Raw genomic sequence first — 19553 nt, forward strand, 5'->3', positions numbered from 1 at the left:
GCATGAGGACGCTGAACCGCAACAAATCGCCCTTCTGGTATCTGCTGTATGACCGCAAGGTTCCCGTCAAAGACGAGTACGGCAACGAAACCGGCGAGGAACTGGTGGTTTACAAGCCTGCCGTGGCGATGAACGCCAATATCTCGGCGGCGACCGGCTCCGCTCAGGTGGAGCAGTTCGGTAATTTCGCAGGGTACGACAAGGTGATCGTCACCGATGACCTGAGCTGCCCCATTGACGAGCATACCGTGCTGTTCATTGACAAAGAACCGCAGTATGACGAGGACGGGAAGCCGCTCTACGATTACATGGTCAAACGGGTCGCCAAGTCCCTCAACTCCATTTCCTATGCGGTCAGTAAGGTGACGGTATCGTGAGTCAGACGATCAATATTCCGCTCTCCGGGAGAGGGATTGAGCGGCTGATACGGGAAGCCGAGAACCGGAAGAACCGGCTTCAAGAGCGGACTGCGGTCTTTCTTGACCGGGTGGCGCAGGAGGGCATGGAGAGAGCTTCTGTCAAGTTCTCGCAGGCCGTTTATGACGGCACGAACGATGTTTCCGTGACGGTGGAACCCCGTGGGAACAATGTTCGAGCGGTGGTGGCGACAGGCGGGGCTACCCTGTTCATTGAGTTCGGCACAGGCGTGACCTACCCGGACGATCACCCGGAAGCGGAAGAACTCGGTATGAAGCGTGGCGAATACGGTCAGGGTCACGGCAAGCAACACTCCTGGGGTTATTACGACGACCCCGGCACGAACGGAGTGCTGAAAGAAAAGAAGAACGGCGGGTTCGTGGTCATCACTCACGGCAATCCCGCCAATATGCCGATGTATGAAACGGTAAAGGAGCTGCAAGACCGGCTCACGGAGATTGCGAAGGAGGTGTTTTCATGATTGATGTGGAGAGTCAAATCTACACGCCGATTGCGGAAGCCCTGAGAGCGCAGTTTCCCGGTATCTTGGTCAGCGGTGAGTATGTTAATGCCCCTACCCGTTTTCCCTATGTGAGCTTGGTGGAGCAGGATAACTACACCACGGAAGCCCACATGGACAGCGGCGATACGGAGAGGTTCGCTACGCTGATGTACGAGGTGAATGTCTACTCCGACAAGGCAGGCGGTAAGAAATCCGTTTGCCGAAAAATCATGAGGTTTGTGGACGATCTCATGTACGCCAAGAATTTCCGGCGTACTTCTCTGTCCCCGGTTCCCAATTTGGAGAACGCAACAATCTACCGTCTGGTCGCCCGATACAAGGCTGAAACGGACGGAACCACTCTTTATAGGAGGTAAATGAAATGGCTATTTCCACCTACAAGGTTTTTCTGATGAAGAAAGCCGACACTGGTGAACAGTGGAGCAAGCTGATCGACATTAAGGAGTTTCCTGACCTCGGCGGCGAACCCGAAATGCTGGAAACCACCACCCTGAGCGACAATATGCAGACCTACATCGCCGGTATCCAGTCCCTCGATGGTCTGTCCTTCACCGCCAACTACACGCTGACTGATTTCCAGACCCTCAAGGCTTTGGAAGGCAAGAAGGTCAGCTATGCAGTCTGGTTCGGCGGCACGGAGAACGCCGGTGTGGTCGCTCCCGATGGCTCTAACGGTAAGTTCTCCTTTGACGGTGAGCTGTCCGTGTATCCCGTGGGCGGCGGCGTGAACGAAGTGGTGAACATGAACATCACCATCGCTCCTTCCACTCCCATCACTTTCTCCGCAACCTAAAACACCAACCATCGCCGTATTGATAAGGAGGATTTATCATGGCAAAGCAGTTGACGATCAATGACCCTACTACCGGCGTGACCTACACGCTGGAATACACCCGCAAGACCGTTGAAGCGATGGAGAAGAACGGCTTCGTTGCTGCCGATGTGGAGCGCAAGCCTATGACCCTGCTTCCGGCTCTGTTTGCCGGTGCGTTCCTCGCCCATCATCGGTTCGTGAAGCGTGATGTGATCGACAGCATTTACGCTCGTATGAACCACAAGGACGAGCTGATTGCCGCTCTGGTAGAGATGTATAACGACCCCCTGCTGAGTCTGCTGGACGAGCCTGAGCAGGAGGGCAACGAGGGAAACCTGAGCTGGAAGACCGGCTGGTAAGCGACCGATCTTCCAGAAGTGAGGGGGGCGGCGGCGACCATCGCCCTGCTCCCCTTCTCGCTTACACACCAAAGTTTTATGGGGTTTTCCCGTACTATCTTTCCATCGGCATGACCTATGAGCAGTTTTGGGAACAGGACTGCGAATTGGTGAAGTATTACCGAAAGGCGGCGCAGATCAAGCAAGACCTGAGAAATCAAGACGCTTGGCTCCAAGGAGCTTATTTTTACGAAGCTCTTATTGATGCCGCCCCGGTTCTTCGTGCTTTCGCCAAGAAGGGAACCAAGCCCACGCCGTATCGGGAAAGCCCCTATGAGCTGTTCAGTCGGCAGGACAAGAAACAGCAGAAGCAGCTTCAAGAAAAACACGATGACCAAGCCAAGGCATACATGGAAGCCTTTATGGTATCGGTCAATAAGAAATTTCAAGAGAAAGGTGGTGGCGTAAGTGGCCGACAATGTGGAAATTCAGGGGTTGGAGTTTCAGATCGTCAATGACAGTACGCAGGCGGTCGCAGGACTTCAAAACCTGATTAACACACTCAATCGTTTGAAAACCGCTACCAACGGCGGCGCAACGGGTCTGAGCAAGACCGCTCAGGGTATTCGGGAGCTTTCCAATTCTCTGAAAGGCTTGAACAGCGGTGACGCTTCGCAGAAGATCACCCGGCTTACCAATGCGCTAACCGCTCTGAGTCAGGTTGGAAATGTGAAGATTTCTTCCTCCATCGCCAACCAGCTCACGGCAATCAACACCGCTCTCGCTGGTCTGAAATGGACGGACGGCGACAAGCTGACTTCCCTTGCCAACGGTTTATGCCCTCTCTCCGAGTTGGGTAAGGCTAATATGACCACCTTTATCAATCAGCTCTCCAAGCTGCCGAAGGTGATCGAGGATTTGGAAGCGGCGGACATTGACAAGTTCACACAGCAGATGACCGCTCTTGCCGCCGCCATGAAGCCTTTTGCCGATGAAATGCAGAAGGTGTCCAACGGCTTCTCGGCGTTTCCGTCCAAAATCCAAAAGCTGATTACCAGCACGGAGAAATACAACGCTTCTGCCCGTAAAGCAACCTCCACTACCGGGAAGTTCACAAGCGGATTGAAAGCGTTGAATGTCGCCGCTGTTGCAATCACTTTCCGCAAAATCGGTCATTTCATCGCACAGGCGGTCACGGAGTCCAATAAGTACCAAGAAGACCTGAACCTGTTCACGGTTGCCTTGGGGCAGTACGCCGCCGAAGCTCAGAACTACGTCGAAAAGGTATCCGATGTTATGGGTATTGACCCCGCACAGTGGCTCCGCAATCAGGGTGTTTTCAACACGCTGCTGACCGGCTTCGGTGACACAGCAGAACGAGCGCAAATCATGAGCCAAAACCTGACACAGCTTGGCTACGATATTTCGTCTTTCTTCAATATTTCCATTGAAGACGCTATGCAGAAGTTACAGTCCGGTATTTCCGGCGAGTTGGAACCTCTGCGGCGGCTGGGCTACGATCTGTCGCAGGCACGATTGGAACAGACCGCTTTGAACCTTGGCGCTAAGGAGAGCGTATCCGCCATGACACAGGCGGAAAAGGCGGAACTTCGGTATTACGCCATTATGACTCAGGTAACGACCGCTCAGGGCGATATGGCGAGAACGCTGGAAGCTCCCGCAAACCAGCTTCGTATCTTGCAGGCACAGCTTACACAGGCCGCACGAGCGATCGGTAACATCTTCATTCCCGCACTGAACGCAATTCTTCCCTATGCAATCGCCGTTGTTCAGGTCATTCGAGAGATCGCCAACGCCCTTGCCAACCTTGCGGGGTTCAAGCTAACCGATGTGGACTATTCGGGAGTGAATAGCGCTGCTGTCGGAGCGGGGTCTTTGGCTGATAATCTCGATGACGCTGCCGGTGCTGCTAAGAAGCTGAAACAGTACACCGCAGGCTTTGACGAGCTGAATGTCTTTGCTCCTAACACGGGAAGCGGTTCCGGGGCGGGTGCTGGCGGCGCAGGCGGATTTGATTTCGATTTGCCTACCTACGATTTCCTTGGTGACGCTGTGCAGACCCGTATCGGTGAAATCAAGAAAATGATCGAAGACACTCTCGCAGAGATCACTACGATTGTTTCCGGCTTTATGCTGGCGGTAGGTGCAATTCTGGTCGTAACCGGTGTGAATATTCCGCTGGGTGTCGGCCTGATGGCGGCGGGTGCGGTCGGCCTTGCGGCTACCGTTGGGCTGAATTGGACTGCTATGAGTAGCGAATTGGCAAGTACGCTGGCTCTTATTACAGGTGTTGTCGGCGGCTTCCTGCTGGCTCTTGGCGCAATTATGGCGTTCTCCGGGGCGAACCTTCCTCTTGGTATCGCTTTGATGGCCTTGGGCGGGGCAAGCCTTGTAACTGCCGCTGTTATCAACTGGCATAACAGCGACCGGCACCTCACTGACGCTTTGACCACCTTAACGGGAGTTCTGGCGGGTGCTTCTCTGGCGGTAGGCGCTATGTTGGCCTTTACCGGGGTCGCAACCGGGCTGGGTATTGCGCTGATGGCTATTGGTGCTGTCACGCTTGTATCTGCCGCAGCTCTGAACTGGAACAGTATCCCGGACGCTCTGGCTTCTCCCTTGTCCAGAGTAGGATTGCTGGTCAGCGGAGCAACCTTGGCGCTCGGCGCTATCCTCGCTTTCTCCGGGTGTATGCCCCTCGGTATTGCGCTGATGGCTATTGGCGCTACTTCTCTGGTTTCCGTAATGGCTCTCAACTGGAATGGCCTGAGCGATGAAATCCAGAATGTGATTGCCATTATTACCACGGTTGTATCTGTGGCGTTCCTCGCTATTGGTGCGGCACTGGCGTTCTCCGGGGCGAATATCCCGTTGGGTCTGGCTCTGCTGGCGGCGGGTGCGGTCACAATGGGTACGGCTATCATGCCGAACTGGAATGACCTCTCCGACAATGTTCAGCAGAAGATCAGCATGATTACCACCGTTGTCGGCGGCGCTCTCTTGGCGGTCGGCGCTATCCTTGCTCTGAGCGGGGTCGCCCTTCCTCTCGGTCTTGGCCTGATGGCGGCTGGCGCATTGAGCCTTGGCGCTGTTGCTACCCTGAATTGGGATTTTGTTGTTAATTCCATTAAGAAAGTCGTATCGGTCATCACGGGTATTCTCAGCGGCGCATTGATCGTTCTCGGTGTCCTGCTGTGTCTGAGCGGTGCGGGTGTTGGTCTTGGCCTTGCGGTACTGGCGGCGGGTCTGTCCCTGTCGTATGCGGCATGGACGCTGGACGATAACCCCATTACTCGCTTTGTGCGACAGATGGCAAACTCCATCATTGGACTTGTGAACGGTGTCATTGACGCAATCAATGATATGTTCCACATCCAGTTCAACGGTCTGTCCGTTATGGGTATCACGCTTATTCCTGCGTTTGATATTCGATTGGTGGATATTCCGCACATTCCGTTCTTTGAAGACGGCGGTTTCCCGAATGAAGGGCAGCTCTTTATCGCCCGTGAAGCGGGTGCGGAAATGGTCGGTGCGATGGGTCGCAGAACGGCAGTTGCCAACAATGACCAGATCGTTGAGGGTATCTCCGCAGGCGTGTCCATCGCCAACGATGGCGTGATCGCCGCTATCTACGCTCTGCTGAATGTCGTTGAGGAAAAGGATATGTCCGTTGTCATTGGTGACAATGAAATCGGTCATTCCTACGACCGCTACAAGGAGAAGCGAGGTCGGCAAGTATCTACTGGCGTGTTCGCCAATGCCTACTAAGGAGGGCTGAGGAAATGCAAAGTTTCATTACAATCAATGGCACAAAGTTTCCTCAGCCCCGCAGGGGCTTAGAGCTGCTGTCTGCCACTATCGTAGACTCTGCCAGAAATGCCAACGGCGTTGTGGTAGGTCAGAAGGTCGGCAGAGATCAACAGAAGCTCAACAACCTCTTTTGGGGCTACTTGACAGCGGAACAGTGGTCTACCATGTTGCAGATTTTTGACAAGAACTTCTTTGTGACAGTCACTTATCCCGACATGGTGAACAACCGCTGGACAACCAGAAAGATGTACCCCGGCGACCGCACGGCGACCCCGTACCATCTTGACCCGAACACGGGGCTTCCTGCGGACTACATCAACTGCAAAGTCAACATCATTGACTGCGGCGAACCATTCTAAGGAGGTGTAGCCGTGAAACAGGTAAGCAACGCTTACAAGCTGTCGATGAAGTCTTTGCTCCGTGAGCAGTCCTTTGTGGAGATCACCTTCTCTCAGGTGGACACGGCAGCGGCAACAGACGGTAATTGGGTCAGCAACGGGGCGCAGAGCTATTCTGAGTTCGACACGCTGGACTACGGATATGATTATCAGGAGTCCTATGCGGCGTTGGAGCTGAACCGATGGGCGCTGGACGGAAATACGGTTATCGTTCCTTCTTCCGGGACGATGTATGACGGCTTTGTTTCGAGCCACATGAGTAATGCTGAGGGCAAGTTCACCACTCCTGCGGTGCTGACCCGTGCTTTCAGCAATCCTCATACCTTCCCCGGTATCACTCTGACTTTTGACACTCGCTATCAGGAATGGCCTGACACCGTGACAGTTGATTTCTACCTGAATGGTACGGCGTTGGAAAGTCTGACCCTTCCCGTAGAGGGAACAGAGTTGGTCATCAACACGAAGGTCACTTCTTGTGACAAGATCGTGTTGACGATGGGGAACACCCTCCCGTACCGCCGACCTCGGTTGCAACAGGTTCTCTACGGTGTGCAGAAGAAATTTGGAAATGATGACATTGTTTCCATCAAGGAGTCTCACGACGTAGATCCGCTCTCCCGCAGACTACCGCAGGAAACCATGCAGTTCGTTCTTTTGGACTACGAACACAATTATGACCCGGATAACCCGAAAGGCATTTATGCCTATCTGGATAAGAAGTCACCGATTTCTCTCCGATACGGTTATATGCTTCCCACGGGCAAAGTCGAGTGGCTGAAAGCGGACAAGTATGTGCTGAACAGTAAACCGAAAGCCGCCAAAAATCAGGCCACCTTCACAGGGACAGGTCTGGTTGGAAGTCTGACCGGAACCTTCTACAAGAGTAAGCTCGGTTCCAAAAACTTCTACGACATAGCTGAGGAAGTACTTTTGGACGCAGACCTGACGCTGACAGCGCAAGGTACGCACCCGTGGGTGATTGACCCAACCTTGAAGCAGATGTTCACTACGGCGGCGCTCCCCATTGACTCGCACATGAACTGTCTGCAACTGATCGCTCATGCCTGCCGCTGCCGCCTGTTTACAGACGATGACAATATCATTCACATCAAGCCTTTTGGCGTGACTGTGGTTGGTATTTACAGCGGCGTATGGGCGGATAACGGTCACTTGTGGTACAGCGAATGGGACACTGTTGACCGTGGTAACAAGGTCGGTAACACCTATGCGGCGTTGGAATTGAACCGCTGGACGCTGGATGGTGGAGATCAGGTCATTGTCGAAGACACCGACCCCTCCGGTCGAGGGTTTATCAGTGAAGCGATGACTGCGGCAGATGGTACTTATACCACGAAGCCGACCTTCACTAAAACCTTTGATGTTTCTCACGATCTACCCGTGCTGGCTCTCCGTTTCGATACTCCCTTGGGTGAGTATCCTACATCTATTCAGGTGAAATATTACGCCGGGACGAAGCTGCTGGACACGCAGACTGTGAAGGGTATTACTTCTGCGGAGGTGTTTGTCAACAGCGAAGCGGCGATTGACTGCACCAAAATTGAGGTGACGATGGACGGTGGCCTGCCATACCGCCGTATGCGGGTGAGCAAGCTCTACTACCGTGAAACGGACTTCACGCTGGACTTTGACTCGATTGACAAGGACTCCCAATCCATCGCAAAGATCGACCAGCTCAAAGCGGTGTCTGTCGCCAAGTATGCGTACACGGCGGCAAATGACACCACCAAACTTTTCGAGGGAACGACCACCGAAACTCAGCTTCATGTCGAGTTCTCTGGTCTTGCACAAGATGTTTCTATCTCTGTTTCTGGCGGCTCGTTGGTATCCTCCAACATTTACGCCAGAGCTGCGGATTTGGTGTTATCCTCCGGCACTAAAACCGTAGTCATTACCGGCAAAACTCTGTCTGAGAACTCGGTGGTCGTTTCCTATCCCGTAGCTCTCGATGGAGAAATCGACAAGGAGGAAAACCCCCTTATCACCAACGATACGATGTGCGCCGCTCTTGCCGATCAGGTGAAAAAGTATCTGCAAATGAGAAACACCTATCAGACAAAATACCGTGGCAATCCTGAGTTGGAAGTGGGCGATGTGATTGGCTTGCAGACGCTCTACACCGATGAAATGGACGCATTGATCTTGGTGGACGAGATCACATTTAACGGCTCTCTGAGCGGAAAGTTGAAGGTGAAAGGTCTGATATGAGTATTATTGATAATCTCGTCTACGACCGCACACAGGCCGATGTAGACAGGGTTTTTACCCTGAAAAACAAAATCCTCACGGAAGGGCTTTCGAGCCTTTCCGCTGAGGAAAAGACCGAGTACATGGCTGGTATGAAGGGTGCTTACAATTACGGGGACATGAACCGTGTGGGGCAGGCGGTAGCCTATATCGCCAACCGTATGACTTCTCTCCCCGGACAGTTGGCGGCATACCGAGCGGAGAAAGGAGTCGCTGATGACCCGATCTACCAAGTTCCGTATGACCCTTCCTCGGTGGTGGTTGCGGCAAAGACGAATTGGGCGATGGGTGATACGCCCACCCAATCTCTCGTGAAAGCCTACTTAAACAACCTGACGGTTCTCCGAAAGCAGCTCACGCTTCCGCCGGACGCACCGCTGGTTCCGAGCAGTCTGGACAATCTCACTTTTTCCACGGCAAACAACATTGAATATCTCCTGTATGTCATCGACACAACGCTGACTGAGGTAGAAACCGAGCTGTATTCCAAGATCGACCGCACGGTGGACGCTTTCGCCTATGTTGGTCTGTATAACTGCGGAGAGTAAGGAGGAAATTTCATGAAAGATACTGTCATCAAGGGCAACGGTAAGTCCCGTTCTATCAAGGCTCCTACCGATATGCCTGCAACCTTCGAGGAATGGCGCACACAGCTTCTCGCTGGAACCGCCACCCTCGACATTGGTCTGAACGCCGCAGGCTGTGATGTGGTCGGCACAGCCATGAGCAAGGCAAATCTGCTGTCCGACACCACCAAGTCGGCACTGGAACTGAGCGGCAGCGACCCCACGGTGAATGACGCTCTGTATGCTCTGAGCCAGAAGGGTTCTCCCGCCGAGGTGCGTGTCATCGCTGATACAGGCTCGACCGTCACCATGAGTAGGGGTGGCAAAACTCTGACAGGCAAGGTTGCTTCGACCGGCTATGCCACTCTGTACCCGACCGAGCTGGGTGACTGGACTATCGTGTTTACTTATAACGGTTCTCAGAAAACCAAGGTTTACACGCTGGAAGTCATCGGTATCGTGTATGTCTATCCCTTTGTAGTTGGCGCTACGCTGGAAGCTACCTCTTGGGATAACATCGCCGCCGTTTCCAAGTTTGGTCAGGCTCCGAACTACTGGAAGGTCGGTGACAAAAAGAACATCACCGTCAACGGTGTGACCTATGCGGCGCAGATCATCGGCTTTGACCATGACACTCTAACCACCGCAGACGGTAGCCGCACCAAGGCTGGTATCACCTTCCAGTTGGTTGACTGCCTGAAAACCACCTACTCTATGAACGGCTCCAATACCAATGTGAACGGCTGGCGTGGTTCCACTATGCGTACCTCCACAATGGCAACGCTGCTGAACCAGCTTTCCTCTGACCTGAAAAGCGTGTTGAAGTTCGTCAACAAAGTGACCAGCAAGGGCAACAATCAGTCCGGTTTGGAAACCACTTCCGACAAGCTGTTTCTTCTGTCCGAGATCGAAGTTTTTGGTGCTACTCAGTATTCTTACGCCGGTGAGGGTAAGCAATACGAGTATTACACCGCTGGCAACAGCACCATTAAGAAGGTCAATGGTTCTGCGAACATCTGGTGGGAGCGTTCTCCTTTTTCCGGCGCCGCCGACTTTTTCTGTGGTGTGGTCAGCAACGGCTACGCCAACTATTACGGCGCCAGCAACTCCTGTGGCGTGTCCTTCGGCTTCTGCGTTTAATCCCCGATTTCATCAACACCAATCCCGCCCCGTTAGGGGCGGTGTAAGAAAGGAATGTTGGCGTGTCAGTCATCAAAGCTATGCGTGGCGAAAGCTCCATGCAGTTCATCGAAACCGCCAGACGGTTAGAGCTTCACGCTTTCTCCGTCTGCACCAAGGCTCCTAAAAGATACGCACCGTTGCTGACAAATCGTATCTTCGAGCTGGCTTCCACGGTTCACGAGGAAGTCCGAGCGGCGAACAACATCTATCCGCACAATCAGCATGAAGCGCAAATGCGGCGAGATCACCTGATTAACGCCAACATCGCCCTTCAAAATCTCAGCCCGAAGCTGACTTTGCTCTATGACGCTATTCTCCAAAACCCTGAAAAATGTCCGTGGATTGACCACGCCATGAAGGAATTTGGAGAGTACATCACGGACGAAGCACAGCTTATCTCCAAGGTTCGGAAAGCTGACCACGAGAGGTATAAAGACCTCCCTGCGTGAGTTTTTCATTGGGTCAAGCCCTGTAATTGTTACCGTTTCTGCGAACAACTGGTGGGAGCGTTCTCCTAATTCCGGCAACACCAACAATTTCTGTAATGTGAACAACAACGGCAACGCCAACAATAACAACGCCAGCAACTCCAATGGCGTGTCCTTCGGACTCTGCAACTTCGCATAGGTCAGTCGTAGTAACCCCTTTGGGCGAAATCAGTACCTTTTGCAGAGGGAGGGCTTGTTCCCGGCTACCAAGCCAAAACACCCCGTCTGATGTAGTCAGCCGGACGCTTCTTGCATGGTGAGCGATTGTACGGTAGCTCATTTCATGGCTGGTACTACAAGCAGTTAGAACCCGTACCCGACAATAAGACTGTACGGAGGGGAACCTTCTATGACAAGTGAAGAACGGAGAGAAGCCCGTTATCAACGCAGGAAAGCCAAGCGGGACGAAGCTCGTCTGCGGCGAAGCAAAGAATGTGGTGATTTCGATGAAGTCTTTTCGTTCAGACACCTTTACCTTTCTGGGAAGAAATGCTGTAAGGGTGTCTACTGGAAAAACTCAACTCAGCGGTATATCGGCAATATCATTCCGATCATCGCAAAGACCCATCGTGAACTTCAAAACGGAACCTTCAAACACCGTGGTTTTCACGCTTTTACCATCATGGAACGGGGAAAGAAGCGGTATATCCGATCAGTCCATATCACGGAACGAGCGGTTCAAAAGTGTCTGTGTGACTACTGCTTAGTTCCTATCTATTCGGCCTGTTTCATCTATGACAACTCAGCCAGTTTGAAACACCGAGGTATGGACTTCGCCCTGCGCCGTATGACCTGTTACCTCCAACGGCATTACAGGAAGTACGGTCTGGAAGGAGGTGTTTTGCTTTACGATTTTCACAGCTTCTTTGACTCAGCTCCCCATGAACCGCTGTTTCGTGAAGCCGACCGCAGACTTCATGACCTGAAAATCAGGGAGCTTGCGAACAGCTTTGTTACGGACTTCGGCTCGGTCGGTTTGGGTCTTGGCAGTCAGGTGTCTCAGACGAACGCCCTCATGCTTCCCAATATGATTGACCACTACTTCAAAGAGGTCTGCCGTATTAAAGCCTATGAGCGATACATGGACGATGGTGTGGCAATCAGCCCTGACATTGACAACCTGTATCTCTACTTGGACGGACTAAAGATCATTTGCGGGAAATGCGGTCTGGAACTGAATTTGAAGAAGACACGAATTGTTCCTCTCAGAGATTATTACCGCTGGTTGAAAACGAGGTTCATCATCACACCGACCGGAAAGGTTGTTCGGAAGATGAACAAGGACTCAACGAAAATCGTTCGACACAAACTCAGGGCTTTCCGAGGAAAGCTCGACCGGGGCGAAATGACCTTGGCTGACATTCGGTGTTCCGTGGACTCCTACAACGGTCACATGAAACGAGGTCACAGCTTCAAGGTGCGGCAACGCACCAATCAATACTTCAAATCATTGTACGGGTTCTACCCGAACAAGAAAGGTTGGGAAACTCATGTTCAAGATCATCAAGGAAAATAAGGTTCTCGGTATTGTTAGTAACCCGACATGGGTTCGTATGCAGGACAACGGTTGCTATGGGCTGACTATCGAGGACAACGCTCAGGGTATCGCTCTAAATGGTACGGTGTATCACGTCAATGGCAAGCCTGATCTGAACGGTGCAGAAACCGTTTCGATTGAAGATGTGGACGATGGCATTTATGCCAACAGTCTGACGGCTCTGCTGTCTGACCCGAATGACCTCCGCAATTCTGAGCAGTTCCGCAAGGCGGTTCAGATGTTCGCCAAAAGCCTTGACGAAGACTCTGCGATGATGATTGCAACCATCTACGACCCCTATCAGGTCGGTCATGCCTATGCTGTTGGTGATTATTTCACCTACGGCGTGAACGGTGTAGGCGACCCGCAGCTCTACAAGGTAGTACAGGCGCACACTTCCCAAGCAGATTGGAAGCCTGACACAACTTCCGCTCTCTACACTCCGATTGGCCTGACCCCCTCCGGCTACCCCGTGTGGACTCAGCCAACAGGCGCTCATGACGCTTACAACAAGGGTGACATCGTGAGTTACAACGACAAGCTGTACCGCAGTCTGATTGACGGAAATGTGTATTCCCCGGACGCTTATCCTGCTGGCTGGGAAGAATACACCGGCAAGTAAAAAAAGGGGGGGCAGGACATGAGTGACGCAATTCTGGTCGCTATTATCACGGGTGGTCTAAGCCTGCTTGGTATCATCTACTCGTCCGGCAAGTCTGCCAGTAAGGTTGATGCAAAACTGGACAAGCAGCAGGCGGTCATCGAAACCAAGTTAAACGAACTGACCCGTGAAGTGCGGGAACACAACAATTTTGCAAGGCGTGTACCTGTGGTTGAGGAACAAATTAAGGTCATCAACCACCGTATCGAGGACTTGGAGGGCTTTCACAAGCCTGCATGACCCGAAAGGTGATAAAGGTGAGTAATCGGGTCAAAATCCCTATAACTTTCTCTTAGTATGCGTGTATAAGAAGAAGTTTATAGGAAAAACGCCCGATTACTCACCTAACTCACCTAAATTAAAAATTGGAGGTAAAAATTATGCTCGAAACCATTTTGCACAACCTGACGAACATTGGCTGGGCTATGCTCATTTTCCTGTGTGCCTACCTCTCCAATGTATCCTTTTCTCTGTATTACAACATCAAAATCCTGCTGGAACCGTTCAGCAAGGAAAAGCTGATAAACTCAGGCTTGAAGATCGCCGCTTTTGTCTGCGGCTTGACCCTGCTGTGTGTGGCTATTACCACGCTGCCGCTGTTTGCGGATATGGTCGGGTGGGAAATTCCGGCTGAGTATGTGGATATTTTCAGCAATTTGGTGATTATTGGTGCGGTACTCATGGTGTCCTGCAAGTACATCACAGAAGCATTTACGAAATTCAAGGCCATTTTGGACGCTACCAAGGAGGATAAGAGCTATGATGAAGTCAAGTGAACTGGTTGCCAAGGTCGTTGATATTGCCAAGCACTACAAGACCCTGTATGTCATGGGGTGCTTTGGTGCGCCGCTGACCGACACAAACAAGTCTCGGTATATCAAGAACCACCCCTACAACATGGCGGCAGCTCGTACCTCTATGATTATGGCGGCGACCCCTGACACCTTCGGCTTTGACTGTGTGAACCTTATCAAAGCCGTTCTGTGGGGCTGGACAGGGGATAAAACCAAGTCCTACGGTGGTGCGAAGTATGCCACCAACGGCGTACCTGACGAGGGCGCTGACACCATGATTAAGAGGTGCAAGGACGCTTCCGCTTTCGGGTGGGACAAGGTTGACCCCGGCGAAGTGGTGTGGACTACGGGACACATCGGCGTGTATATCGGAAACGGTCTGGCTGTCGAGTGTTCTCCCCGTTGGGCGAACAATGTGCAGATCACCGCTGTCGGTAACATCGGGAAGAAGAACGGGTACAATACCCGTATGTGGAAGAAGCACGGACACCTCCCCTATGTGACCTACGACAAAACCGTGACCCCCGCACAGCCCGAAACGGTCAAGCCCGTTCCTACCACCGAGGTCAAGGCGAAGGGTGTCGCACGGTCTTTCAATAAGGCTGTGGCAGGCACTTACACCGTGACCGCTGGTGCTGGCCTGAATGTCCGTGACGCTGCCGGGACGGACAGTAAAGTGCTGGTGACAATCCCCAAGGGAACCACTGTCAAGAACTACGGCTATTACACCGTTGTAAACGGCGTTAAATGGCTCTATGTGGCTTTCTCGCACAAGAGGGTAAATTATACTGGCTTCGTGCATGAACGCTTCTTGAGCCGCTGAGAGGGCTTCCTATGGGTGGTAAACGAGTGCAACCTAAGCCGAAGAAGAAAAGAATGAGAAAGCGCACGAAGTTCACGATCTTGTCCATCTTCAATCTGACTTGGTACGCCGTTGTGGTTCTAATTTTGAACGCCTGCGGTCACACAGTTGACACAGAATTGACGGTCGGCTGGTTTGCGGCTTGGACTGCCGAACTTGCCATTCTGTACGGCATTAAGGTCAAGTCGAAAGAAACCTCAGACGAGGACGCTCAGGGGTGAGAAAATGCAAGTGCTGAAAGAAATCACGCTCGACAAGGTTATCAATCTCTATGAGGGTCAAGTCGTTCACGACAAAAAGCAGCTCATTGAATGGGACGATCATCGCCGTACTCCACTCTATGAGCTGAAAGAACGAACACTGGCTCAGGACAAGATGATCTTGGGTGCGCTGAAATGCGCCAGAGCGAACGGGTATTCTGGCGAAGAATAAAAGAAGACACTCCCTACCGATTAAGGTAAGGAGTGTCTTTTGGTTTGAACGAATACCGTTCCCCATACTATGTATGGTTCGGATATGCGCTCAATGGTACGCCGTGAGGGATTCGAACCCCCGGCCTTCTGGTCCGTAGGTTGTCTCACGCACAAATCGGAGCTGTTTCGGCTCCGATTTGTGCTTTTTGCCACCATTCGCTCGGCGGATTTTCCGTTGTTTCCGTCCAGCCCTGCCCATTGCAATTCCATTCTGGGTCAAAAATGAGTCAGAGAAAATTTTGAAATTACAAAACAAAAGTTGTCAAGCGTTTGTCCAATATAATTTTTATCACGTTGACACACGTAACTTAGAGTGTGGGTGTCGATTGTCCATACTACGTTTCAGAGCACCCTAAGATCATACTTTTTGAGTTCGCTTCCCGGTGTTCTCAGAGCCGCGTACTTCCTCGTGGTAAAAATAATTCACAATGACCGGATGCCCCGGCTCTGCTCGTCCGTAGGGCAGCTCGTTGTCCACAAAGGGACAGTCGTTCTCTTTCGCCAGCCGTTCCGCTTGATCCTCCAAACCACAGAAGTAGCTTCTATCTCCCTTGTTGTAGATAGCGTCGTACAGCGGAACCAAGTCAGGATATTTTTTACAAATATAGTCCATGATGTCTTTTTTGAATCCGCCTCGCAGATTTAGATTTTCTAACCATATCAGGTCGCATTGATTTCTGACCTGATGGAAGATAGCCTCAAAATCCGTGATACCGGGAAAAACCGGAGCGATAAAGCATACTGTGCGGATACCTGCGTCATAAACCTGCTTCATGGCATCCAGCCGCCGCTGGATGCTGACGGCATTGTCCATATCGTTTTTAAAATCCTCGTCCAGCGTATTGATCGACCAGGAAACCGTGACCTTTCCCAGTTCTTTCAGAAGGTCGATATCACGGATCACCAAGTCTGACTTGGTACAGATGAGAATTTCCGCCTCGCTGCCCCGAAGCTGCTCAAGAAGCTTTCGGGTGTTCTGAAACTGAGCCTCCTGGGGCAGATAGCCATCGGTCACCGAGCCGATGACTACGCGCTGTCCGGCGTACTTCCGGGGGTTTTTGATTGCCGGCCAATATTTCACATCCAGAAAAGTACCCCAAGGCTCAGTATGGCCGGTGAACCGCTTCATGAACGAAGCGTAGCAGTATTTGCAGCCATGGGTACAGCCTACATAAGGATTGACGGAATAGCCGCCCACCGGCAGGGTGGATTTTGTCATAATATTTTTGGTTTCGACATCCTGAATCAGAATGCTGCTCTCTTTCACTTCTGCCATGTCTTCTGTTCCTCCAATACCCGGTAAAAGGCCGGGGGAAATTCCTGTACCATTTGTGCCTCTCCCATGATAGGAAGTAGATCTTCCTTCATGAATACAGGGATGCCCAGTGTGTGAGCTTGATCGGTCAAATTCCGTACCCACTCTGGTTTCGATACAGCTTTGCCCTTCCTATGTCCGGTCTCAGTACCGATGACGATCCATTCGATGCCGGTAAGATCTACCATGCCAACATCATCAAACATAGGTTCAAAGGTCACATGATAGTGTCCGCCATGGATATGCTCCCGCAAAGTCCGGATACGGTTTTTCTCTTTGCTGGAGGTAACAGTTACACCAAGCCAAGCATTCTCCAGGGTAGTGGAAAACACAATATCCTCCGGTCGCTTGGTCAAAAACAGATATTGGTGCTGCGGATTTTCAGTCATCTTGTCAAATATCTGTTCCCGCCACTCTGTCTTCCAGTGGGAAAAATCGCTCATGCCGGTGAGCAGAAAATTCTGTGGGCGCTTTTTCTCCATCAGCCGCAGCTTATTGGGAAAAAACTCCGGCTTTTCAAAATCATCAATCATGTGGAACCGGCGGACATTGTTTCTGGCGTAGCAGTAGCTGCAGCCGATCGTACAGCCGATCACCAGATTCATGTTCTGAATACAGTCTTTGATACAAACAGCCACCGCTGACGTCTCCTTACCGTTTTAAGATTTAGCCTTCTGCCGCAGGTGCAACTTTCCCGAAGCCGTTCCAGGCATACAGGCCCTTCTTGTCCTCATTGCCCAGGAACTTGTCCACCTGACAGATGTGCAGGATATGGTCGCCCACCTCCACCGACTGCTGCAAGGTAGCCACCATCGCCAGCCGGGTGTCCGCCGGAATCTGGATGTCGCTGCCCTCTACAGCCATCATCTCGATGTTGTTGGCGGCCACCTTGTCGGTCTCGGCACCGGTAGATGCTCCGCAGGCCATTACTGCGCCTGCCAGACTCTCACATGGAACAGTGACAATGACTTTGCCGGTCTCACGCACACGCTTGCCGGTGTGGGACTGTTTGCCAGTGGCGAAACCCACCATAGGCGGATTGAAGGAGAGGTAAGACACAAAGCAAATGGGAGCCAGGTTCGTAGAACCATCCTCCTTTTTAGAGCAGATCAATGTCAGCGGATTGGGGGAGGTCAGAACAGTAGCCTCCATAATGTTCAGTTCTTTCATATCATTCAGACCTTTCTGAGAAATTTCAGTCGTTGACTGCATGGCCAACCAGTGATATATTTATTATACTTGACAGCAATTTTTGCTCAAGTACGCAAATTATTTGTACCTGGTATCAAAAAGTATACTGCAAAAGACGAGGAAAGATCCAATCATGACTTATGAAGAATTCAAAGAAAAGGTTGGCAGTGTCATTCTAACCGATGATGGAAACTGCCCAGTCACGCCGGTGGTTCAAATGCTGCAGGGCAAATGGAAACTCCAAATTCTCTATGAACTGTGCATCAAGTGTCCCATGCGGTTTGGGGAACTGAAAAAGATGCTAAAGCCAATTACAAATACAGCGCTGACAAATGCCCTCAAAGAGTTGGAAGCCGATGATTTGATACAACGAATCCAGTACAATGAGATGCCGTTGCGAGTAGAATACTCCCTAACACTGAAAGGGCAAGATTTGTTGCCGGTATTTTATGCCATTATGCAGTGGGGAATAAAATATATCCCTTGAATTTCTAAAACAAATGATTTCAAAAAATTACTGGTGTAATTTACCCTTGACAAATCTCATCACAATGCAAAAAGCTCTTTAGATGGGCGAAGCTGGCTGTAGTCATAACAAAGATCCTTTGTCCGAGCCAGATCATCTGATAACTCTTTAGATCATTCGCGTCATGAAGCATTTGCTTCAGCATTTTTTCCTTTTCTGTCATTCTGGCTCACCCTCATCTCCGAAAGATCCGGATTTGTGGGACTTATCATACCATAACGCAAAAGAGTTTGCTACTGAAATTACCGACAGGGATATCTGCATATTAGCAGAAAAAGTGACCGCGCAGGGAGTGCTGCTCGGCAACCTCAGAAAGCGGCAAATGAGCCCTTTTGACAAGCGGCCGTCCAGCGTTTCAGCAGCACGCAAAGCGCGCCGAGGGTAGTGATACCACCCCTATCTCGCACACGCACGTATGGCATACAAGTCACAATTTCGACAGAAGTGAAAAAAGATCACGCAGCCCAGCGGGGCCGCGACGCCTCGGGACAGCGACGCGCATAAGCGCATCGCTGTCCCGAAGGCTCTCTGCGTTCTTTGGGAGCACCCACGACCAAGCCCCAAAAGCGACAAAGCACGCCGTTCTGGTACCCGGCCCGGGGATGTTCGTGAACGTGCGGAACGGTCCGAGGGTAGTGATACCACCCCCATCCGAAACGCCCCGTGTTTCGCCGTGTGAGCCGCTGTGTGCGATCCTTTGAGCAAAGCCGAGTGTGTACCCGCTTTCACTCGTGAAAGCGAACGTGGGCCGTTTGTGCGAGAAGTTGAAAAACGTAATGAAAGAAGGTCTGAGATAGAACTGTTGCTGATAGTGAGGGGTCACAGAGAACCGGGAAATGTATGTATATAAAAGCGTGGCAGAACAAAAGGAATTTCGCTGGCAGCACAAGACCGTGCTGTGGCCGGGGGAGGGAAGGCTCCTGTTTCGCCGTGTGAGCCGCTGTGTGCCATCTTTCTCCGAAAGGCGAGTGTGTACCCACTTTTGTCAGCGGAAGCAAATGTGAGGCGTTTGTGCCGGAGGTGTTGAAGTCCGTGTGATCGATGCATTGGATACGTTGGTATGGCTGCGTTTCCTGCGCTTTTCGCAGCTTTTCCGAGGACGAAAAAGAAAGCAGTCGGCTATGGGTTTGTCAAGGGATAAAATTACAGTTCGCGTGTATAAGGGATATATCGGAAAAGGGCACAAAGAACCAGACCCTTTGCGGGCCGGATGAAAATGATGCAGCTCAGTTAACCGGCAGATTGCAAAATGGGTTGGTACGGTTGTCCATCCCGGAGGACAGCGAAGATCACAGCGGTCATCTTTCTGCTGACATGACCAATCACATTCATGTAATGCAGACCTTCGGATATTTTCTTTTCGTAATAGGTT

At 51.6% G+C, this 19553-nt stretch carries 24 protein-coding genes; 21 read left to right on the forward strand and 3 right to left on the reverse strand.

The genetic code is table 11. The features are described from left to right. The first annotated feature begins 2 nt into the window (after positions 1-2). The 20 genes from H8Z83_RS15395 (at position 3) to H8Z83_RS15485 (ending at position 15108) form a co-directional block, all read left to right on the forward strand. On the forward strand, positions 3-377 hold the full coding sequence (locus H8Z83_RS15395) for a hypothetical protein (RefSeq protein ID WP_187015877.1): 375 nt from the start codon (positions 3-5) through the stop codon (positions 375-377). After that, entirely contained in the window at positions 374-898 is a 525-nt protein-coding gene (locus tag H8Z83_RS15400; protein WP_187015878.1) for a hypothetical protein, read from the forward strand. Before H8Z83_RS15395 ends, H8Z83_RS15400 begins: the two co-directional genes overlap by 4 nt. Further along, positions 895-1296: a hypothetical protein gene (locus H8Z83_RS15405; protein ID WP_187015879.1), complete on the forward strand. Its 402-nt coding sequence runs from the start codon at positions 895-897 to the stop codon at positions 1294-1296. The genes H8Z83_RS15400 and H8Z83_RS15405 overlap by 4 nt, the downstream gene beginning before the upstream one ends. Before the next feature lie 5 nt (positions 1297-1301). Further along, positions 1302-1733: a phage tail protein gene (locus H8Z83_RS15410; RefSeq protein WP_187015880.1), complete on the forward strand. Its 432-nt coding sequence runs from the start codon at positions 1302-1304 to the stop codon at positions 1731-1733. A gap of 38 nt (positions 1734-1771) precedes the next feature. Further along, on the forward strand, positions 1772-2113 hold the full coding sequence (locus tag H8Z83_RS15415) for a DUF5055 domain-containing protein (protein WP_187015881.1): 342 nt from the start codon (positions 1772-1774) through the stop codon (positions 2111-2113). A gap of 149 nt (positions 2114-2262) precedes the next feature. Next, on the forward strand, positions 2263-2610 hold the full coding sequence (locus H8Z83_RS15420) for a hypothetical protein (protein WP_187015882.1): 348 nt from the start codon (positions 2263-2265) through the stop codon (positions 2608-2610). After that, positions 2561-5881: a hypothetical protein gene (locus H8Z83_RS15425; protein WP_187015883.1), complete on the forward strand. Its 3321-nt coding sequence runs from the start codon at positions 2561-2563 to the stop codon at positions 5879-5881. Before H8Z83_RS15420 ends, H8Z83_RS15425 begins: the two co-directional genes overlap by 50 nt. A gap of 14 nt (positions 5882-5895) precedes the next feature. Further along, positions 5896-6282 carry a DUF6711 family protein gene (locus tag H8Z83_RS15430; RefSeq protein ID WP_187015884.1) on the forward strand — a complete coding sequence of 129 codons (387 nt, stop codon included), beginning with the start codon at positions 5896-5898 and terminating at the stop codon, positions 6280-6282. A gap of 12 nt (positions 6283-6294) precedes the next feature. After that, the gene (locus H8Z83_RS15435; protein ID WP_187015885.1) at positions 6295-8547 is read left to right on the forward strand and encodes a hypothetical protein; all 2253 of its coding nucleotides are present in this window, start codon (positions 6295-6297) and stop codon (positions 8545-8547) included. Beyond that, positions 8544-9134: a hypothetical protein gene (locus H8Z83_RS15440; RefSeq protein ID WP_187015886.1), complete on the forward strand. Its 591-nt coding sequence runs from the start codon at positions 8544-8546 to the stop codon at positions 9132-9134. The genes H8Z83_RS15435 and H8Z83_RS15440 overlap by 4 nt, the downstream gene beginning before the upstream one ends. 12 nt (positions 9135-9146) lie before the next feature. Further along, complete coding sequence (locus H8Z83_RS15445; RefSeq protein ID WP_187015887.1) at positions 9147-10292, forward strand: DUF6273 domain-containing protein; 1146 nt, start codon at positions 9147-9149, stop codon at positions 10290-10292. A 62-nt stretch (positions 10293-10354) separates the two neighbouring features. Continuing rightward, positions 10355-10783, forward strand: coding sequence for a hypothetical protein (locus H8Z83_RS15450; RefSeq protein WP_187015888.1), 429 nt, complete (start codon positions 10355-10357; stop codon positions 10781-10783). Continuing rightward, the gene (locus H8Z83_RS20235; RefSeq protein WP_366464422.1) at positions 10698-10961 is read left to right on the forward strand and encodes a DUF6273 domain-containing protein; all 264 of its coding nucleotides are present in this window, start codon (positions 10698-10700) and stop codon (positions 10959-10961) included. Before H8Z83_RS15450 ends, H8Z83_RS20235 begins: the two co-directional genes overlap by 86 nt. A gap of 210 nt (positions 10962-11171) precedes the next feature. Then, entirely contained in the window at positions 11172-12338 is a 1167-nt protein-coding gene (locus tag H8Z83_RS15455) for an RNA-directed DNA polymerase (protein WP_187015889.1), read from the forward strand. Further along, positions 12313-12981, forward strand: a complete 669-nt coding sequence (locus H8Z83_RS15460; RefSeq protein WP_187015890.1) for a hypothetical protein — start codon at positions 12313-12315, stop codon at positions 12979-12981. Before H8Z83_RS15455 ends, H8Z83_RS15460 begins: the two co-directional genes overlap by 26 nt. Positions 12982-12999: 18 nt before the next feature. Further along, positions 13000-13260, forward strand: coding sequence for a hypothetical protein (locus H8Z83_RS15465; protein WP_187015891.1), 261 nt, complete (start codon positions 13000-13002; stop codon positions 13258-13260). A 140-nt stretch (positions 13261-13400) separates the two neighbouring features. After that, a complete protein-coding gene (locus H8Z83_RS15470) occupies positions 13401-13796 on the forward strand; it encodes a hypothetical protein (protein ID WP_187015892.1) in 396 nt (131 codons plus the stop codon). Continuing rightward, a complete protein-coding gene (locus tag H8Z83_RS15475; protein ID WP_187015893.1) occupies positions 13780-14637 on the forward strand; it encodes an SH3 domain-containing protein in 858 nt (285 codons plus the stop codon). Before H8Z83_RS15470 ends, H8Z83_RS15475 begins: the two co-directional genes overlap by 17 nt. Positions 14638-14690: 53 nt before the next feature. After that, positions 14691-14897 carry a hypothetical protein gene (locus H8Z83_RS15480; RefSeq protein ID WP_187015894.1) on the forward strand — a complete coding sequence of 69 codons (207 nt, stop codon included), beginning with the start codon at positions 14691-14693 and terminating at the stop codon, positions 14895-14897. Between the two features lie 4 nt (positions 14898-14901). After that, positions 14902-15108, forward strand: coding sequence for a hypothetical protein (locus H8Z83_RS15485; protein WP_187015895.1), 207 nt, complete (start codon positions 14902-14904; stop codon positions 15106-15108). Positions 15109-15507: 399 nt separating this feature from the next. Here H8Z83_RS15485 and H8Z83_RS15490 read toward each other — a convergent pair whose 3' ends face one another. The 3 genes from H8Z83_RS15490 to H8Z83_RS15500 are packed head-to-tail and all read right to left on the reverse strand — an operon-like array spanning position 15508 to position 17634. Then, a complete protein-coding gene (locus H8Z83_RS15490; protein WP_187015896.1) occupies positions 15508-16425 on the reverse strand; it encodes a radical SAM mobile pair protein B in 918 nt (305 codons plus the stop codon). Then, positions 16413-17102, reverse strand: coding sequence for a radical SAM mobile pair protein A (locus H8Z83_RS15495; RefSeq protein WP_187015897.1), 690 nt, complete (start codon positions 17100-17102; stop codon positions 16413-16415). The genes H8Z83_RS15490 and H8Z83_RS15495 overlap by 13 nt, the downstream gene beginning before the upstream one ends. A gap of 28 nt (positions 17103-17130) precedes the next feature. After that, positions 17131-17634: a flavin reductase family protein gene (locus tag H8Z83_RS15500; RefSeq protein ID WP_187015898.1), complete on the reverse strand. Its 504-nt coding sequence runs from the start codon at positions 17632-17634 to the stop codon at positions 17131-17133. Between the two features lie 154 nt (positions 17635-17788). Here H8Z83_RS15500 and H8Z83_RS15505 point away from each other — a divergent pair, with 154 nt between their 5' ends. Continuing rightward, positions 17789-18142, forward strand: a complete 354-nt coding sequence (locus tag H8Z83_RS15505) for a winged helix-turn-helix transcriptional regulator (protein WP_187015899.1) — start codon at positions 17789-17791, stop codon at positions 18140-18142. Positions 18143-19553 lie beyond the last annotated feature (1411 nt).

The sequence above is a fragment of the Dysosmobacter segnis genome (assembly GCF_014297285.1).
Classification (GTDB): Bacteria; Bacillota; Clostridia; order Oscillospirales; family Oscillospiraceae; genus Oscillibacter; species Oscillibacter segnis.

Excerpts from the sequence above, each read along its gene's own strand:
- H8Z83_RS15505 (WP_187015899.1), top strand. The coding sequence starts at position 17,789 with ATGACTTATGAAGAATTCAAAGAAAAGGTTGGCAGTGTCATTCTAACC.
- H8Z83_RS15500 (WP_187015898.1), bottom strand. The coding sequence starts at position 17,634 with ATGAAAGAACTGAACATTATGGAGGCTACTGTTCTGACCTCCCCCAAT.
- H8Z83_RS15445 (WP_187015887.1), top strand. The coding sequence starts at position 9,147 with ATGAAAGATACTGTCATCAAGGGCAACGGTAAGTCCCGTTCTATCAAG.
- H8Z83_RS15470 (WP_187015892.1), top strand. The coding sequence starts at position 13,401 with ATGCTCGAAACCATTTTGCACAACCTGACGAACATTGGCTGGGCTATG.
- H8Z83_RS15395 (WP_187015877.1), top strand. The coding sequence starts at position 3 with ATGAGGACGCTGAACCGCAACAAATCGCCCTTCTGGTATCTGCTGTAT.
- H8Z83_RS15430 (WP_187015884.1), top strand. The coding sequence starts at position 5,896 with ATGCAAAGTTTCATTACAATCAATGGCACAAAGTTTCCTCAGCCCCGC.
- H8Z83_RS15490 (WP_187015896.1), bottom strand. The coding sequence starts at position 16,425 with ATGGCAGAAGTGAAAGAGAGCAGCATTCTGATTCAGGATGTCGAAACC.
- H8Z83_RS15485 (WP_187015895.1), top strand. The coding sequence starts at position 14,902 with ATGCAAGTGCTGAAAGAAATCACGCTCGACAAGGTTATCAATCTCTAT.
- H8Z83_RS15410 (WP_187015880.1), top strand. The coding sequence starts at position 1,302 with ATGGCTATTTCCACCTACAAGGTTTTTCTGATGAAGAAAGCCGACACT.
- H8Z83_RS15455 (WP_187015889.1), top strand. The coding sequence starts at position 11,172 with ATGACAAGTGAAGAACGGAGAGAAGCCCGTTATCAACGCAGGAAAGCC.
- H8Z83_RS15405 (WP_187015879.1), top strand. The coding sequence starts at position 895 with ATGATTGATGTGGAGAGTCAAATCTACACGCCGATTGCGGAAGCCCTG.
- H8Z83_RS15475 (WP_187015893.1), top strand. The coding sequence starts at position 13,780 with ATGATGAAGTCAAGTGAACTGGTTGCCAAGGTCGTTGATATTGCCAAG.
- H8Z83_RS15465 (WP_187015891.1), top strand. The coding sequence starts at position 13,000 with ATGAGTGACGCAATTCTGGTCGCTATTATCACGGGTGGTCTAAGCCTG.
- H8Z83_RS15415 (WP_187015881.1), top strand. The coding sequence starts at position 1,772 with ATGGCAAAGCAGTTGACGATCAATGACCCTACTACCGGCGTGACCTAC.
- H8Z83_RS15440 (WP_187015886.1), top strand. The coding sequence starts at position 8,544 with ATGAGTATTATTGATAATCTCGTCTACGACCGCACACAGGCCGATGTA.
- H8Z83_RS15460 (WP_187015890.1), top strand. The coding sequence starts at position 12,313 with ATGTTCAAGATCATCAAGGAAAATAAGGTTCTCGGTATTGTTAGTAAC.
- H8Z83_RS15480 (WP_187015894.1), top strand. The coding sequence starts at position 14,691 with ATGAGAAAGCGCACGAAGTTCACGATCTTGTCCATCTTCAATCTGACT.